Origin of the sequence: Pseudomonas sp., from assembly GCF_030683065.1 — a bacterium.
GTDB lineage: Bacteria > Pseudomonadota > Gammaproteobacteria > Pseudomonadales > Pseudomonadaceae > Aquipseudomonas.
The window spans coordinates 1-18005 of record NZ_JAUXMX010000043.1; the positions used below are offsets into that span (position 1 = coordinate 1).

The 18005-nt window shown below is 60.7% G+C and carries 13 protein-coding genes; 3 read left to right on the forward strand and 10 right to left on the reverse strand.

What is annotated here, in order from left to right; genetic code table 11:
* Positions 1-464: 464 nt before the first annotated feature.
* Together Q8K09_RS13990 and Q8K09_RS13995 are read right to left on the reverse strand one after the other, a co-directional pair.
* Positions 465-647 (reverse strand): hypothetical protein, encoded by a 183-nt coding sequence (locus Q8K09_RS13990; RefSeq protein ID WP_305255587.1) that lies wholly within the window; start codon positions 645-647, stop codon positions 465-467.
* Positions 648-865: 218 nt separating this feature from the next.
* On the reverse strand, positions 866-2005 hold the full coding sequence (locus tag Q8K09_RS13995; protein WP_305255588.1) for an acyl-CoA dehydrogenase family protein: 1140 nt from the start codon (positions 2003-2005) through the stop codon (positions 866-868).
* Positions 2006-2269: 264 nt separating this feature from the next.
* On the opposite strand from Q8K09_RS13995, the gene Q8K09_RS14000 reads away from it, so the two are divergent.
* Entirely contained in the window at positions 2270-3268 is a 999-nt protein-coding gene (locus Q8K09_RS14000) for an AraC family transcriptional regulator (protein WP_305255589.1), read from the forward strand.
* Positions 3269-3277: 9 nt separating this feature from the next.
* Here Q8K09_RS14000 and Q8K09_RS14005 read toward each other — a convergent pair whose 3' ends face one another.
* The 6 genes from Q8K09_RS14005 to Q8K09_RS14030 all read right to left on the reverse strand — a co-directional run bounded on the left by Q8K09_RS14005 (position 3278) and on the right by Q8K09_RS14030 (position 12269).
* Positions 3278-4654 (reverse strand): ATP-binding protein, encoded by a 1377-nt coding sequence (locus tag Q8K09_RS14005; RefSeq protein WP_305255590.1) that lies wholly within the window; start codon positions 4652-4654, stop codon positions 3278-3280.
* 8 nt (positions 4655-4662) lie between these two features.
* A complete protein-coding gene (locus Q8K09_RS14010; protein ID WP_305255591.1) occupies positions 4663-5340 on the reverse strand; it encodes a response regulator in 678 nt (225 codons plus the stop codon).
* Positions 5341-5509: 169 nt separating this feature from the next.
* The gene (locus Q8K09_RS14015; protein ID WP_305255592.1) at positions 5510-6115 is read right to left on the reverse strand and encodes a hypothetical protein; all 606 of its coding nucleotides are present in this window, start codon (positions 6113-6115) and stop codon (positions 5510-5512) included.
* A 126-nt stretch (positions 6116-6241) separates the two neighbouring features.
* A complete protein-coding gene (locus tag Q8K09_RS14020; RefSeq protein ID WP_305255593.1) occupies positions 6242-7426 on the reverse strand; it encodes an MFS transporter in 1185 nt (394 codons plus the stop codon).
* Between the two features lie 711 nt (positions 7427-8137).
* Entirely contained in the window at positions 8138-9658 is a 1521-nt protein-coding gene (locus Q8K09_RS14025; protein ID WP_305255594.1) for an aldehyde dehydrogenase family protein, read from the reverse strand.
* Between the two features lie 835 nt (positions 9659-10493).
* Complete coding sequence (locus Q8K09_RS14030) at positions 10494-12269, reverse strand: PQQ-dependent methanol/ethanol family dehydrogenase (RefSeq protein ID WP_370869539.1); 1776 nt, start codon at positions 12267-12269, stop codon at positions 10494-10496.
* A 416-nt stretch (positions 12270-12685) separates the two neighbouring features.
* Between Q8K09_RS14030 and mqo the strand changes: the two genes are divergently transcribed.
* Complete coding sequence (gene mqo / locus Q8K09_RS14035) at positions 12686-14299, forward strand: malate dehydrogenase (quinone) (RefSeq protein WP_305255595.1); 1614 nt, start codon at positions 12686-12688, stop codon at positions 14297-14299.
* Positions 14300-14373: 74 nt separating this feature from the next.
* Here the strand turns inward: mqo and Q8K09_RS14040 are convergent, their stop codons facing one another.
* Complete coding sequence (locus Q8K09_RS14040) at positions 14374-15276, reverse strand: ABC transporter substrate-binding protein (protein ID WP_305255596.1); 903 nt, start codon at positions 15274-15276, stop codon at positions 14374-14376.
* A 5-nt stretch (positions 15277-15281) separates the two neighbouring features.
* The gene (pedF, locus tag Q8K09_RS14045) at positions 15282-15701 is read right to left on the reverse strand and encodes a cytochrome c-550 PedF (protein ID WP_305255597.1); all 420 of its coding nucleotides are present in this window, start codon (positions 15699-15701) and stop codon (positions 15282-15284) included.
* Between the two features lie 302 nt (positions 15702-16003).
* Here pedF and exaA point away from each other — a divergent pair, with 302 nt between their 5' ends.
* Positions 16004-17875, forward strand: coding sequence for a quinoprotein ethanol dehydrogenase (gene exaA, locus Q8K09_RS14050; protein ID WP_305255598.1), 1872 nt, complete (start codon positions 16004-16006; stop codon positions 17873-17875).
* Positions 17876-18005 lie beyond the last annotated feature (130 nt).

The window sequence follows — 18005 nt, forward strand, 5'->3', positions numbered from 1 at the left end:
TCAGGAGCACATGAGCGGATTTTCATTATGGCTCAAGGCACCTAATGCCTTAATTAGAAGCCGGATATACGGAAGCAGTCGTACCTAGGTTCGTTTGAAGAGCGTATCACTGGCAAAACGGGGGGAGTCCATATACGGATGTAATCCGGGGAATATCAACAAACTCCCGGATTGCATCCGGGCCACGAGAGCGATGAAGGGTGGACCGGGGCGCGTAGCTAACGCCTGTTTCATCCACCATCGCTATGGGTGGATGGATAGAGCGTCATCCACCCGATGCTGGCGATGCTTTTGCGCAGTAATGATCGCCAGCAAGCTGGCTCCTACAAAAGCAAACGTCTCACTGCCAATGCAGCGGCTGCCGGGTATCCAGTTCGCTCACGTGGTCGACAAAGCGCGCCTCGACAACATTGCGGCGGATTTTCATGGTCGGCGTCATGCAGCCGTTGTCCACGGTCCAGGTTTCACGCAGCAGAATAAAATGACGGGAGTGTGTGCAGGACACTGGCCATGCGCCGCGCCTGCTCATCCACTTGCGCCCAGATGAAGTCATGCCACTGGCCATTTACCGGCTGGCTGAGCCAGGCCGCATCGGGGCGCTTCTCGACCCAGAGCGCCAGGCGCTTCAGGGGCAGTTGCTCAGTCATCACAATCCCTCGTTCTTATTGTTTTGCCGAGATGAACCTTAGCGCTTTAACAACAACCCGGTACTCGCTCCCTGAATTCATAGAATAAGTGCAACGCCTGGGAAGTTAAATATTGCCCTTTGTAGGAGCCAGCTTGCTGGCGATCAGATCATCGAGAAAGCATCGTCGGAGTGCCGAACCACAGCAAGCGGGCTCCTACAGCATTAAACCCCTGCTGCTCAGAGCTTCATCCCGCGGCTGATGATCTCTTTCATGATTTCCGAGGTGCCGGCAAAGATGCGCTGGATGCGTGCGTTCGCGTACATCTTGCAGATCGGGTAGTCCCACATATAACCCCAGCCGCCGTGTAACTGCACGCCCTCGTCGACCACCTTGCCGAGCAGCTCGGTGGTGAACAGCTTGGCCTCGGCGGCCACTTCCGGGGTGAGTTTCTTCTGGTTATGGTCCATCACGCAGCGGTCGACGAACACCTGAGCCACGTCGATCTGGGTGCGCATCTCCGCCAGTTTGAAGCGGGTGTTCTGGAAGTGCGAGATCGGTCGATCGAACGCCTTGCGCTCGCGCACATAATCGATGGTCACCTGCAACGCCGCCTCGGCCGCCGCCACCGCGGCGCAAGCGTTGGTCAGGCGCTCCTGGGCCAGCATATTCATCAGGTAGAAGAAGCCGCCCTTGGCATCGCCCAACAGGTTGGCCTTGGGCACTTTGACGTCATTGAAAAACAGCTCAGCGGTGTCCTGGCTGTGCATGCCGAGCTTCTTCAGCTTGGCGCCGCGCTCGAAGCCTGGCATGCCACGCTCGACCAGAAACAGGCCCATGGCGTGTTTGTTGGCCGGATCGGTCTTGGCCGCCACGATCACCACATCGGCCAGCAAGCCGTTGGAGATAAACACCTTGGAGCCGTTAAGCAGATAGTGATCACCTTGATCCACCGCCGTGCTGCGCATACCCGCCAGATCGGAGCCGGCGCTGGGTTCGGTCATCGCCACCGCCAGAATCAAATCGCCGCTGATGATGCCCGGCATAAAGCGCGCCTTCTGCTCAGCATTGCCGTATTCGGCGATATAGGGGCCGCACAGGGCCGAGTGCAACGGCAGCATAAAACCCGGCTCGTTTATCGTGGCCAGCTCCTCGCACATGATCTGCTCGTAGCGAAAATCCTTGAGCCCGGCGCCGCCGTACTCCTCATCCGCCCAGGGCAGCAAAAAGCCCATGTCGCCGGCCTTCTTCCACACCTCGCGGCTGACCACCCCGGCGGCTTCCCATTCGTCCTGATGCGGCAGCACTTCCTTTTTCAGAAAGGCGGCGAAGGCGTCGCGGAACATGCTGTGTTCGGTGTCGAAAATGATGCGCTGCATGGGGCGTTGCTCCCGTGGCTGAAGTCGTGCAGCAGGTTAGGCCCCGCGTACCCGTAGCCTCAATGACCCATGCGCTCAGCCTGGGTTGACCCAATCGATCATGTCCCGTTGGGCTTCGCTGCCGCGCACGACGCAGTGCTAGCCATTGGATGCCACAGTGAGCGGCCATCGCCTTAATAAGAATGCATAGCCGCACGGGTTTGCTTGTTGCACAGGCCCACGTCTGGCTACCATCAGCGCGCCTTTATCAACGAGCGATCCCTTATGCGCGAACGCACCATCGCCAGCCATTTCGTCCGTGCCGCCCTGCGTGGTGCCGAGCGCCTGGGCCATGACTGCACGCCGCTGTTGCGCCAGGCAAATATTCAGCCGGCCCTGCTCGACGAACCGCGCGCGCGCATTGCTCCGGAGCAATTAACCCGCCTGTTGCAACTGTTGTGGGAGGCATTGGACGACGAGTACATGGGCTTTGGCCGCCTGCGCAGCAAACGCGGTACTTTCGCCATGATGTGTTACGCGATCATCCACTGCCGCACCCTGGATAAAGCGCTGAGCCGCGGCGCGTTGTTCTACAGCCTGTTCCCCGAGGCGCCGGGCATCAGTCTGGAACGTGAGGGCGACCGGGTCAGGCTGAGTGTGGATGACAGCAACCTGTGGGACCCGGACCACTTCCTGCTGGAAAGCCTGCTGGTGATCTGGCACCGCCTCGGCAGCTGGCTGATCGGCCAGCGTATCCGCCTGGAGGAAGCCACCTTCAGCTATCCCGAACCGGTCCACAGCGACGAATACGACTTGCTGTTTCCCTGCCCGCGGCGCTATGCGGCGGGCAGCACCAGCCTGCTGTTCCAGGCACGCTACCTGGACATGCCGCTGTTGCAGGACGAGCGCACGCTCAAGCTGTTCCTGGAGCATTCACCAGCCGATCTGCTGGCCCGCCCGGATGGCGGCGACAGCCTGATCAGCCAGATCCGCCGCCTGCTCGGCCGTGATTGCAGCGCCTGGCCGGACCTGGAAGCAGTCGCCCGGCAGCTGCACATGAGCCCGCAAACCCTGCGCCGCCATCTGCGCGAAGAAGGCTCGAGTTTTCAGGAGTTGAAGGATCACCTGCGCCGCGACTTGGCGATCTATCACCTGGGCCGTGACGACCTGCCGATCCAGGACATCGCCGAGCAGCTCGGTTTTTCCGAGCCTTCGGCGTTTCACCGCGCGTTCAAGAAGTGGACCGGGCTGACGCCGGGTGCTTATCGCGCACAGGAAAACTGAGAGGGCGTCTCAGCCCATCGGGAAACGCATACGAAAGGCCGCGCCACCAAGGCTGGAGTCATCCAGAAACAGCTCGCCGGCATAGCTTTCGATGATGTCCTTGACCACGGCCGTACCGATGCCCTGCCCCGCGTGCTGGACATCCAGACGTTCGCCGCGCTGCAGGATGCGCTCGCGCTGATGCGCCGGCACCCCAGGGCCATCGTCCTCCACCAGCAGTTCGCATACCCCTTCCTGCAACCGTGCACTCACGCGGATCTGTCCCAGGCACAGGCGATAAGCGTTTTCCAGCAGATTACCGAGCAGTTCGAGCAGCGCGCCTCGCTCCATCGGAATGTCCAGTTTCGGGTCGAAATCGCGCAGCACGGTTACTTGCTTATCCCGATAGACCTTGTCCAGCGCCTCGCAAAGGCTGTCGAGCACCCCGGCCAAGCGCACCCGATGGCGCACCAAGCCACTCTTGCGCAGGCTGGCGCGCTGCAGCTGGTAGCCAATTTGCTGGCTCATGCGCTCGATCTGATTCTGCAGCACCTGGGCTTGCTCGCGATTATGCGACTGGGTAGCGATCACCTCGGCCACCCCCTGCAGTACCGACAACGGGGTTTTCAGGCTATGCGCCAAGTCATCCAGGGAGTGGCGGTAACGCTCGCGCTGCTGGCGCTCACTGTCGAGCAAGCGATTGAGCGACCCCGTCAGGCGCAACAGTTCGCGCGGGTGATCCTCACTCAGGCTCTCCAGCGTCCCGGATTCCACCTGATCCAGCTCGGCGCTGAGCCCGCGCAGACTACGAAAGCCCCAGGTCAGACCGAACCAGAGCAGGGTCAGCAACACCAGCAGCGCGCCGCCCAACCACAGGTTCAGCTGATTATTGAAACGCTTGTACATGCCCTGATAATCGCTGGCCGGCTGCATGGTCACGATACTGAAGGCCGCACTCTGGTCACGCAGCAGATCAACCTCGACGTCATAGACGAAGAACTCCTGCCCTTGCGCGGTTCGTATCCTGAGGAACTCATGGCCCTGGCCGTCATACTTGGGTAGGTAGTCGAATCCATGCTCTTCGGATGAACGCGAGCGCCACACCAGATTGCCAGTACGGTCGTGGATAAACCCCAACAGCCTGGCATCGATGTTTTCAAACTCTTCATCCGGCAACTGATCGGGCATTAGCAGCCGATTGTTTTCGCTACGCGCCGCAGACACCAAAACGGCCGCGTCGGCGGCCAGGCGTTGTTCGATGGATTGTTCGAGGGCAATCACAAAGGCCCCCCGCAGAGCCGGTAGCAGTGCCAACATAAACAGCACGGCCAGCACGGCGGTGCCCAGGAGCAAACGCAAGCGTAGCGAGGAGCCGCGCCTTCGCTTGATGGCAGGGCCATACGGCATGCGTAACTTCATCGGCAGCGCTCGGTAAACAGATAACCCTGACCGCGCACGGTTTCGATCGGTTTGAAACCGCTGTCGGCCTCCAGCTTGCGCCGCAGGCGGCCCACCAGCACCTCGATCACGTTGGGATCGCGCTCTTCGTCATCGGGGTAGAGCTGCTCGATAAGCCGCTCCTTGGCCACAACCTGTTGATTATGGCGCATCAGGTATTCGAGGATGCGGTACTCGAAGGCAGTCAATTGCAGGCTCTGGCCATCGAGCGTTGCCTGCTTGCGGTTGAGATCCAGCAACAAGGGGCCGGCGCAGATACGCGACTGGGTGAAGCCCGAAGAACGCCGCAGCAGCGCATTGAGGCGCGCTTCCAGCTCTTCGAACTGGAACGGTTTGACCACGTAGTCATCGGCGCCGGCAGCCAGTCCTTCGACCTTGTCCTGCCAATTACCGCGCGCGGTCAAAATCAGAATAGGGAAACTCTTGCCCTGACTGCGCAATTGTCGAATCAGATCCAGGCCACCCATGCCGGGCAGACCAAGATCGACCACTGCCAGGTCATGGCTGTATTGATCGGCTTGATACAGCGCATCCTCGGCATTCGCTACGGCATCGACCACGTGCCCCTGCTCACCAAGGCGAGAGTAGAGATGGTGACGCAATAGCGCTTCGTCCTCCACGACCAGCAATTTCATGGTGCGCTTCTTCCCCTATGAAGTAGGCCGGGCACATGGCCCGGCCTTGATGCGGCAAGAGTGTTTAGAGGCGGTGAGAAACCCTCCGCCCACTGCTGGCATTGCGCTACAAGCACGGACCCCAGCGGAGTAACAGTCTCGCGATGGCGCGCGATAGTGTTAAAACTTCTTAGAACTTGTAGTTGGCACCCAGATAGAGTTGACCGCTGCTCTGCAAGTCCAGGGAGCCCAGCTTACCGCCACCGTGGGCAGCCACTTCAGTGCTGGCATTGCTGTGCAGATAGCGGTAGCCGGCTTCAACCGACGCATTCCCATTCAACTCTTGGAGAATACCGGCCTGCAGGCCGATTGCGTAACCGATGTCGTTGTCGCGCTTGAGGCCTTTGCTTTCCTGATCCAGCTTGATCAGGCCAGCGGTAGCACCACCGAACAGCTTGGTGTTGTAATCGCCAACCGGCAGGAACATGTCATAGCTACCGAGCAAATTCTGCTGACGCAGCTTGAAACCACGATCACTGTCGGAAACATTTTCGTAGGTCAGGTAGTAACGAGCATCATCGCTCTGCTGACCGGCGCGCACACCCCAGGTTGTGCTGTCATCAATCACCTTGTCGAGCTTGGGATTGTTCAGGTTGCTGTTCAGCGCACTGGATTTCTGGATGTTGTTATCGGTTTGACCCAAGGTCAGACCGACGAAATTATCACCGGCATTAGCGGCCACTGCAGCAAAGGTCAAGGTAGTGGCCAGGGCCAGCTTGCTCAGATTGAAGTTCATGGAAGGCGTCCTCAGTGGAAAGTGTTCTGAATGGTTGCGTCGCTTAACTCAGGAGTTATGTTGCCCGAGTCTTGCTGAACAGCCGCTGAACCCTTGCTGAACCTAAGCTGAACCAAACTGCACAGCTCACAACCGGCGCGCCCAGCATCCCGCCAACACGAACAAACTGGCCAACACCGCCAGCAATGGCAGCCAGCCGGCATGCTCCCATACATAGCCACCGGCATAGCCGACCACGCTGGAGCCCAGATAATAAGCACACAGGTACAGGGCTGAGGCCTGCGCCTTGGCGCCCTTGGCATGCCGACCCACCTGACCGCTGGCCACTGCATGGGCAGCGAAAAATCCCAGTGTGAACAACCCCAGGCCCAGCACCACGGCGCTCAACCAGGGCGTGGCACAGAGCGCGACGCCAAGCAGCATGATCGCGATACCGCCCTGCAGCACCTGACGCGCACCCAGGCGCGATACCAGGCGCCCGGCCCAGCCGGCACTGACAATCCCGACCAGGTACACCGTGAACAGCAGGCCGATCAGGCTCGACGATAAATTGAACGGCGCCGCCGCCAGGCGAAAGCCCACATAGTTGAACAGCGCGACGAAGCCGCCCATCAACAGGAATGCCAGCATAAATAACGCACGCAACTGTGGGTTACCCAGATGTTGGCCGAAGTTGCCGAGCAAGCCGCGCAGCGACAACGGCTGCGCGCGGAAATGCCGCGACGGCGGCAACAGCCAGATAAACAGCGCCAAGGCCAGCAGCCCCATGCCGCCAATGCCGCCCAACGCCAACGGCCAGCCACCGATGTCGCTGAGCAGGCCGGCGAGCAGGCGCCCCAGCAGGCCGCCCAGTGCGGTGCCACCGATATACAGGCCCATGGCAGCCGGCAGCGCTTCGGGGTCGAATTCCTCACCGACATACGCCATGGCCAGCGCTGGCAGGCCACTCAACGCCAGACCGAGCAACGCGCGCAGCAATAATAGATAGTCCCAGGTTTCGACCAGCGCACAGGCAATGCCGAGCACACAGGCCAGGCCCAAGGCGGCGACCATCACCGGCTTGCGCCCCCAGCTCTCGGCCAGTGCGCCCGACAGCAACAGGCATAGCGCCAGGCTCAAGGTGGTCAGCGACAACGCCAGGCTGCTACCGGCGGCCGACACCGAAAAATGCGCGGCCAACAACGGCAACAACGGCTGCACGCAATAGAGCAAGGCAAAAGTGGCAAACCCGGCGCAGAACAGCGCCAGGGTGGCGCGGCGATAAGCGACAGTGCCGCGGGTAAGGTGGGTAGCGGAAACATTGGCGGGCATCGGTAAACTCACAAGGCACGGCCTTGGGCTGGCCGGCCAAGAAGATTAGCACGCTACCGATCAACCCGGCTTTGCGCCTGACGCACAATACCTTTGCCATCGACGAACAGCGCCGCGCGCGATAAACGGAAACAGATCTTTCGGGGACATTGCCCGCGAAAACCGGCGCCTAGAAGCCGTTGAGCCACAGGCTGTTGTGATTCTCGGATGGGTTAGCCGCCCAGGCGATATCCGGCAAGACTGCATTTTCTGCGCGGCGTAACCCATCATGGCGGCGTGCCTGCTGACGCAGCGCCCGAATGACGCAACGGCCTATGATCCGGCGGCCTGCACCGCTAACCGACCTGCTCACGGTGCAACTTTGCCTGCGCGCTGGATTAGCCCGCGAGCATGAATCGCTGATGGGTATCGCTGCGCTCAACCCATCCTACGAACGGCGCGGCCCGCGTCCTACGAACTGTCCCTGCCCGATGGGTTAGCGGCGCCAACCCACGAATAATCAGGCACCGCCAGCGTGGCGCGCCGCGTAACCCGCCCTGCGAAAAGCGGCTTAACCGTCAGCATTAAAAAACGCGGCCGAAGCCGCGTTGCGAGAGTGATTTGCTGCCGTACATATCAGGCCGCTGCAGCCTGCTGCAAATCCTGCCCTGGGGGCCTATCGCAGGTTGGAACCGGCACGCTGGAGCGAACGTGCCGGGTAGCAAACAGCAATCAGAAGAAGCCCAGCGGGTTGATGTCGTAGCTGATCAGCAGGTTTTTGGTCTGCTGGTAGTGGTCGAGCATCATCTTATGGGTTTCGCGGCCGACACCGGACTTCTTGTAACCACCGAAGGCGGCGTGCGCCGGGTACAGGTGGTAGCAGTTAGTCCATACGCGACCGGCCTTGATCGCCCGACCCATGCGGTAGGCGCGGTTGATGTCGCGGGTCCACAGACCGGCGCCGAGGCCGAATTCGGTGTCGTTGGCAATCGCCAGGGCTTCGGCTTCGTCCTTGAAGGTGGTGATACCCACCACCGGGCCGAAGATTTCTTCCTGGAACACGCGCATCTTGTTGTTGCCCTTGAGCAGGGTCGGCTGGATGTAGTAACCGCTGGCCAAATCGCCTTCCAGACGCTCGGCGGCACCGCCGGTAAGCAGCTCGGCACCTTCTTCCTGGGCAATCTGCAGGTAGCTGAGGATCTTGTCGTACTGCTGCTCGGAGGCCTGGGCACCGACCATGGTTTCGGTATCCAGCGGGTCGCCACGCTTGATCACCTTGATCTTCTTCATCACCTCAACCATGAAGGCGTCGTAGATCGACTCCTGCACCAGGGCGCGGGATGGGCAGGTGCACACTTCGCCCTGGTTGAAGAAGGCCAGTACCAGACCTTCTGCAGCTTTTTCAATGAAGGCCGGTTCGGCGTTCATGATGTCTTCGAAGAAGATGTTCGGCGACTTGCCGCCCAGCTCCACGGTCGACGGAATGATGTTCTCGGCGGCGCACTTGAGAATATGCGAACCGACCGGGGTGGAGCCGGTAAAGGCGATCTTGGCGATGCGCTTGCTGGTGGCCAGGGCCTCACCGGCTTCGCGACCAAAGCCCTGAACCACGTTGAGCACGCCCGGCGGCAACAGGTCGCCGATCAGCTCCATCAATACGGTGATCGACAGCGGGGTCTGCTCGGCCGGCTTGAGCACGATGCAGTTACCAGCAGCCAGGGCCGGAGCCAGTTTCCAGGCGGCCATCAGCAGCGGGAAGTTCCAAGGAATGATCTGCCCAACCACGCCCAGCGGCTCGTGGAAGTGATAGGCGGCGGTGTGTTCGTCGATCTCGGCAGCGCTGCCTTCCTGGGCACGGATGCAACCGGCATAGTAGCGGAAGTGATCGGCAGCCAGCGGCACGTCGGCGTTGAGGGTTTCACGCACGGCCTTGCCGTTGTCCCAGGTTTCAGCCACAGCCAGCACTTCGAGGTTGGCTTCAATGCGGTCGGCGATTTTCAGCAGCACCAGGGAGCGGTTCTGCACTGACGTCTTGCCCCATGCATCGGCGGCGGCATGGGCGGCATCCAGGGCGAGCTCGATGTCTGCAGCGCTGGAACGGGGGAACTCACCGATTACCGAGGCATCGACCGGGCTGGTGTTGGTGAAATACGCACCGTCGACCGGCGCAAGGAATTCGCCACCGATAAAATTACCGTAGCGCGGCTTGAGGTTGATGACTGCGCCTGGTGTGCCGGGTTTCGCGTAAATCATGATGATGACCTCTCTTCGATTGTCGGAGCCTGCTCCTGGGAACGTGGAGCAGGTCATGGTTCGATATTAGGAAGCTGCAGGCGCGGCCGGTATGCGCCCATGGCACATAACCTCTCGTCATTTGGTAGTAGAGAGTCCGACCGTATGCCAAGTGACATGACCTTTGGCTGATCAGCATAGACGCTACCACCAACCCACGCCCGACAGAGGGTTGGCAGTCGAGGACGCGAAAGGTTCACCGCTCACCACCTGCCCCTCCCACACAGTCCTGCGCATCCATAACCCGGAGGCAATCCGGACTTGTATGTTCATCTGGGCTACGGGTTTCGTAGGAGATCCCCCGTCGCGCAGCAAACTGGGGACAATTCACGCCTGTCGGCTTGCGTGCACTTGTAGGAGCCGGTAACCGTAGGATGGCGTTGAGCGCAGCGATACCCATCGAGCGATTCATACCTGTATCCGGTTGTTGTGGCTGAAATCCATGATGGGTTACGGAGCGGTTATTCTGCTGGCAGCAGGTCAATTTGTGGGCGCCTAACCTACGCGGCCCGACCTAGGCGACCCGTCTTAATCCTTGGGCACCTAGCTTGCTTCGCGACAGCGCGGCGTCTGGACGACGGGGTAGCTCCTGCCGTTGTAGATCGAAAGCATCGACGGAGCACCGCAAGGACTAAGCGTCCCACCGGCTACTACAGAGTTTGCTGCGCAACGGGGTATCACCTGTGTTCTGTATGGCTTGCCCCTAGATAGATTTACCAATCCGCCAGACAACAGAAAGCACAAGGCCGGCTAATAAGCCGGCCTTGTGCCTCATGGGTGCCTCAGCGATAAACGATCAGCGCTTGGCCACCAGCTCCTTCGGCAGTTTGAAGGTCCAGAGCATGCCGCCCTGGTTGAAGTCTTTTACCCGTTTGGCCACTTCACCGCCCCACAGCGGCACTGCGCCGCCCCAGCCGGAGAGTACGGAGACATACTGCTCGCCGTCCATTTCCCAGGTAACTGGCGAACCGAGTACGCCGGAACCGGTCTGGAATTCCCAGACTTTCTCGCCGGTCTTGGCGTTGAAGGCCTGCAGGAAACCCTCAGGGGTACCGGTGAATACCAGGTTGCCCTTGGTGGTCATCACCCCGCCCCACAGCGGCGCGTAGTTCTTGTGACGCCAGACTTCCTTGCCGGTTTTCGGGTCGATGGCGCGCAGTACGCCGATGTAGTCTTCGTTCAGCGGACGGATAGTGAAACCGGCACCGAGGTAGGCTGCGCCTTTCTTGTAGGCGATTTCCTCGTTCCAGATGTCCATGCCCCACTCGTTGGACGGCACATAGAACAGCCCGGTGTCCTGGCTGTAGGCCATCGGCATCCAGTTCTTCGCGCCGAGGAAGGCTGGCGCGGAGAACACCGAAGTGCCCTTGGTTTCGCCGCCCGGTGCGCCCGGACGGTTGCTGTCGTCGAAGATCGGCCGGCCGTTCTTGTCCAGACCCTTGGCCCAGGTGATCTTGTCGACGAAGGGGAAGCCACGGATGAACTTGCCGTTGGTACGGTCGAGCACGTAGAAGAAGCCGTTACGGTCGGCGGTAGCCGCGGCCTGGATGGTCTTGCCACCTTCCTGGTAGTTGAAGGACACCACCTCGTTGACGCCGTCGAAGTCCCAGCCGTCGTGCGGGGTGGTCTGGAAGTGCCATTTGATGGTGCCGTCGTCGGGATTCAGGGCCAGGCGCGAGGACGAGTAGAGGTTGTCGCCAGGGCGCAGGTGCGAGTTCCACGGCGCCGGGTTACCGGTACCGAACAGCAGCAGGTTGGTTTCCGGGTCGTACAGGCCGCCTAGCCAAGGCGCCGCGCCGCCAGTCTTCCACAGGTCGCCCGGCCAGGTCTTGCCAGCTTCGCCGCCGGAGATGCCATTCTCGACCGCCTTGCCGTCTTTGTAGATATAGCCCATGTGGCCTTCCACGGTCGGGCGGCTCCACAGCAGTTCGCCGTTTTTCGGGTCGTAGGCTTCGATTTTGCCGACCACGCCGAACTCGCCACCGGAAACCCCGGTGATCAACTTGCCATTGATCACCAGCGGTGCCGCGGTAATCGAGTAACCGGCCTTGTGGTCGGCGACGCTTTTGCGCCAGACCACTTTGCCGGTGTCCTTGTGCAAGGCCACCAGCTTGGCGTCCAGGGTGCCGAAGATCACCAGGTCGCCGTACAAGGCCACGCCACGGTTAATTACGTCGCAGCACGGGCGGATGTCATCCGGCAGGCGCGCATCGTATTGCCAGAGTTCCTTGCCAGTGCGCGCATCCACGGCGAACACCCGTGAGTAGGAGGCAGTGACATACATCACACCGTCCTTGATCATCGGCTGGGCTTGCTGGCCGCGCTGCTTTTCACCACCGAAGGACATCGCCCAGACCGGGCGCAGGTCCTTGATGTTGTCGGTATTAAGAATATCCAGCGTGCTGTAGCGCTGACCTTGCAGGCCCATGCCGTTGGTCACGATCTCATGGGTTGTGTTTACATCGTTGAGGATTTCCTGATCGGTGACCGCCCACGCCGATGCGGCGGGGAAGAACATGGCGGCGCACAGTGCGCTCAGCACGAAGGGCTTACGTAGACCGGAGTGTTTCATTGCGGTTACCTCTGCGGGTTAATTGTTATCCCCGGGAAATTTTCCCGGTCTGCCGTTAATTCTTGGCTGCAGAGGCCCGCGCAACAATTGATCGCAGTGCCGATTTAACTACTCCCTTGGTAGCAATACCGACTCACAGACCAGGCCGGGCAGAACACGTGGCGAGAAACCGCCAGGTATGTCGGTAAAATCGATAGCGTGCTGGCGAGTTTCCGCCATCGGCGGATCGTTGATTGCGGCAGATTGCCGCTACAGCAGGCGAAAAACGCTTGCTGAATCGTTTCGGCATCGCTTTTGCTTGGTAGGGCAGCACAAAAGTCCGCACTGGCCGCCCACGCGCCTGTCTAACACCGTCGCTTCACTGCCCACCGGCCCGTCCGTCGTGAGCAACATTCATCTGCCAAATGGTCTGCCTAATGAAAAAACTGCTAATACCCCTGCTGTGCCTGAGCGTAATCAGTTGCGCCAAGCAGCCCGAGCCCGAAAAAACCGTGGACGTACTGCTGATCGGCGGCGGGATCATGAGCGCCACCTTGGGCACTTACCTCACTGAGCTGGAGCCGACCTGGACCATCGACCTCTACGAGCGTCTCGATCAAGTCGCCGACGAAAGCTCCAACGCCTGGAACAACGCCGGTACCGGCCACTCGGCCCTGGCCGAGCTGAACTACACACCGGAAAAGCCCGACGGCAGCATCGACATCAGCAAGGCCGTGGCGATCAACGAATCCTTCGAGATTTCCAAGCAGTTCTGGGCCTACCAGGTCGAGCAGCGCCTCCTCAACAACCCCAAGTCGTTCATCAACAACGTCCCGCACATGAGCTTCGTCTGGGGTGAGAAGAACACCGCCTTCCTCAAGAAGCGCTACGAGACGATGCAGCACAGCACCCTGTTCCGCGGCATGGAATACTCCGAAGACCCGGCCAAGATTGCCGAGTGGGTTCCGCTGGTCATGGCCGAGCGCCAGCCTGGCGAAAAACTCGCGGCCACCCGCGTGACCTTTGGCACCGACGTCAACTTCGGCGAAATCACCCGCCAGTTGATCGCCTCGCTAAACCGCAAGGCCGACACCTTCAACCTGCACCTGCAGCATGAAGTGCGCGGCATCTCGCGCAACGATGACAACACCTGGAAAGTCGTGGTCGCGGACCTGGCCAACGGCGAGAAAGAGATCGCTGTCAACGCCCGCTTCGTGTTCATCGGTGCTGGCGGTGGCGCCCTCAAGCTGCTGCAAGAATCCGGCATCCCCGAAGCTGACGGCTATGCCGGTTTCCCGGTTGGCGGCCAGTGGCTGGTCACCAACAACCAGGAACTGGTCAGCCAGCACCAGGCCAAGGTTTATGGCCTGGCCTCGGTCGGCTCGCCGCCCATGTCGGTACCGCACCTGGACACCCGCGTGATCGATGGCCAGAAGGCGCTGCTGTTTGGCCCGTTCGCCACCTTCTCCACCAAGTTCCTGAAAAACGGTTCCTGGACGGACATGTTCGCCAGCCTGACCACCCACAACGTCATGCCCATGGCTCACGCCGGCCTGGATAACATGTCACTGACCACCTACCTGATGGGCCAGTTGATGCAAAGCCAGGACGACCGGATGGACTCGCTGCGCGACTACTACCCGGCGGCTAAGGATCAAGATTGGCGCCTGCTGCAGGCCGGTCAGCGTGTACAGATCATCAAGAAGGACGCTGAAAATGGCGGCATTCTGCAGTTCGGTACCGAAGTGGTCAGTGCGGCAGACGGCAGCATCGCTGCGCTGTTGGGCGCCTCGCCAGGTGCCTCGACCGCTGCGCCAATCATGCTTCACCTGCTTGAGCGCACCTTCAAGGACAGACTGCAGAGCGAAGCCTGGCAGACCAAGCTGAAGGAGATCATCCCCTCCTACGGCCAGAAGCTGGATGGCAACCTGGAGCTGACCAACAAGACTCGCGCCTGGAGCAGCGAGCGCCTGGAGCTGACATTCACCCCGGTCGCCCCCGACATCGTTGAACTAAAAGACAACGTGCCTGCGGTGCAAGCCACGCTCTGATATTTGGCCATGTGCCAATCATGGGCGACGCTGTCGCGCACGGCGCAATTGCCGTGCGCGACAGTTCGTCAGCTTCACTCGATTTCCTGGTACAAGCCCGGCAGCTCGTAACGCAGACCATAGCGGCCATAGAGCTGCTTGAGATCACCGGCAAGAATCAGCTCTTCGAGTTTTTCTTCCAGGGCATACGCCAGCTGCCGGTTGGTTTCGTGCACCGCCATGCCAATGTCCCAGACCTGCCTGCCCATGTTCGGGTAGGCGTTCTCGGCCAAGACCAGATTGCTGTCTGCAGCCTGCTTCACCTGCCAGTCGATTTCGCCGCGCATGGCCATCACTGCATCGACTTCGCCATTCTTCATCCCGGCAAAAGCCGCCTGAGGATTACTGAAGTGATGGGTCTTGCCACTGAGCATGCCGTCGAACACCGAGGACATATAAAAGGACGGCACACTGTCGACCTCGACACCAATCGGGTGCTTCTGGAAGACCGCCACACTGGGCACGGCCTCGAGCCGGCGCCGATCATAGGCAACTTGCCAGCGTTCGCGCTGGTAAGGGCCAAACATCACCACCAACTCGTTCACCAGCTCGCCGAACTCGTTGCTCATGTGGGAAAATTCACGATCGTAAGGCACGCGCAGCATCACGTCGGCCAACACCTGCGGACGCAGGTAATGACCACGCCAGATGTAGTCACGCAGATCGTCGTCGAGCTTCTCCCCGGCTGGCGCCCAGATCAGCTCCAGCTTGAGACCCAGGCCGCTGGCCAGGGCTTGAGCCACTTCATAGTCGACCCCGCGTGGCTGACCATCCTGCTGAAAACTGTAAGGCGGGAAATCATCATAAAGGGCGACCTTGAGCACACCCGATTCGATGATCGAATCATAGCTGCGCACCGGCGCCTGGGCCTGGGCCGGTGCAGCGACCACGGCCAGGGTGCTCAGCAACGCACTCAACAGCAGGACACTCAGGCGCATGGCCGTCACTCCTCGATCGCCAAGCTCTCCAGGTAACTGCGCACGGCCCACAACGCTTCCTGGCTGAGGTAATCCGCCATCTTCGGCATGTACACGCGACCGTCACGCACCGCACCGTTGATCACCCGCTCCTTGTACCACTCATCACCCAAGGCGCCGACTTCGAGCAGGCGCAGGTCCGGGGCAATGCCACCCGATTTGGCTTCCAGGCCGTGGCAGGCCGCGCAGTTCTGGTTGTAGGCCGAGGCGCCGATTTCAATGGCCCTGGCATTTTCTCGGTAGGGGTTCTCTTCCAGCCACTCTTCACCCAGCGCTTCCAGCCCTTCGGTCTTGACGGCTTGCGGCACCACATCGCCATGCGCCCAGAGCGTGGTCGAGAACGCCAATAGCAGCAGGGCGGCAGCGGTTTTTTGTTGGATTTTCATGATCGAGACCTCTTCGAGTGCACGCAACACAGACTTTATGGAGCTTGGTTGTAGCCATAGTAGAAAGACCTCGACACGCATCGAATGCTGCTTTGGTGGCTCGTACCTAGTCCCTTGGTAGTAGAGCTTGTGGCGAGCCTTGGGCAGGGCTTTCGCAGCAAGCCTAAGTCATGTCCGGTTTGGGCATTTTTCCCGGCACGAGCGGGAGCTTTTCCGTTTCGGCGAAACGGCCGTGGTTCCACTATCGGTTCACAGGTCGCTCACCGGCGACCTTGCCTCCACCACCAATGGGAACCACAACCATGACAATAAGATCGTTACCCAGCACGCCACATCCCGTGGCCCTCGCCATCCACAGCCTGCTGCTGGTCGGCGGCCTGGCGCTGAGCGGCAGTGCGCTGGCCAAGAACGTCACCTGGGACGACATCGCCAACGACCACCTGACCACCACCAACGTGCTGCAATACGGCATGGGCACCAACGCCCAGCGCTGGAGCCCACTGGCTCAGGTCAACGACCAGAACGTGTTCAAGCTGACCCCGGCCTGGTCCTACTCCTTCGGCGACGAGAAGCAGCGCGGCCAGGAATCGCAAGCGCTGATCCACGACGGGGTGATCTACGTCACCGGCTCCTACTCGCGGATATTCGCCCTCGACGCCAAGACCGGCAAACGCCTGTGGACTTACAGCCACCGCCTGCCGGACAACATTCGGCCGTGCTGCGATGTGGTCAACCGCGGTGCGGCAATCTACGGCGATAAAGTCTTCTTCGGCACCCTCGATGCACGCGTCGTGGCATTGAACAAAGACACCGGCAAAGTGGTATGGAACAAGAAGTTCGGTGATCACGCGGTCGGCTACACCATGACCGGCGCACCGACCCTGGTTAAAGACCAGAAGAGCGGCAAAACCCTGCTGATCCACGGCAGCTCCGGCGATGAATTCGGCGTGGTCGGCAAGCTGTTCGCCCGCGACCCGGATACCGGTGAAGAAGTCTGGATGCGCCCCTTCGTCGAAGGCCATATGGGCCGCATGAACGGCAAGGACAGCACGCCAACCGGCGACGTAAAAGCGCCATCCTGGCCGGATGACCCCAACCACCCAACCGGCAAGAAGGCAGCCTGGAGCCAGGGCGGCGGTGCGCCATGGCAGAGCGCCAGCTTCGATGCAGAGACCAATACCATCATCGTCGGTGCTGGTAACCCGGCCCCGTGGAACGGTTGGGCGCGGACCGCCGACGGTGGCGATCCGAAAGATTTCGACAGCCTCTACACCTCAGGCCAAGTTGGCGTCGACGCCACCACCGGCGAAGTGAAGTGGTTCTACCAACACACGCCGAACGATGCCTGGGACTTCTCCGGCAACAACGAACTGGTGCTGTTCGACTACAAGGACAAGGATGGCAAGACCGTCAAGGCCACTGCCCATGCCGACCGCAACGGCTTCTTCTATGTGGTTGATCGCGCCAACGGCAAGCTGCAAAACGCCTTCCCCTTCGTCGACAAGATCACCTGGGCCAGCCATATCGACCTGAAAACCGGCCGCCCGGTGGAAAATGAAGGTCAGCGTCCGCCCAAACCCGAGCCGGGCGAAACCAAAGGCAAATCGGTCGAAGTCTCGCCACCCTTCCTTGGTGGCAAGAACTGGAACCCGATGGCCTACAGCCAGGACACCGGCCTGTTCTACGTGCCTGCCAACCACTGGAAAGAGGACTACTGGGCCGAGGAAGCCGTCTACAAGCCAGGCTCCGCTTACCTGGGCATGGGCTTCAGGATCAAACGTCTATTCGACGACCACGTCGGCATCCTGCGCGCCATGAACCCCACCACCGGCAAGGTTGAATGGGAACACAAGGAACAACTGCCGCTGTGGGCCGGAGTGCTGGCAACCAAAGGCAACCTGGTGTTCACCGGCACCGGTGACGGCTACTTCAAGGCCTTCGACGCGAAGAACGGCAAGGAGCTGTGGAAGTTCCAGGTCGGCACCGGAATCATCTCCCCGCCGATCACCTGGGAACAGGATGGCGAGCAGTACATCGGCGTGACCTCAGGCTACGGCGGCGCAGTGCCGCTGTGGGGCGGCGACATGGCCGAACTGACCAAGCCGATCGCCCAAGGCGGTTCGTTCTGGGTGTTCAAGCTGCCGAGCTGGGACAAGAGCACGGCCAAGCGCTGAGCCCAGCCCGCATGGTGCACCTCGTAGGGTGCGCCATGCGCACAGCCCTCCTCGTTCCGGTGCCCTGCCGGGCACCCGCCTTCGTATACCTCGGTGCGCACGGCATAAGCGGCCCCGCACCCCCTACCGA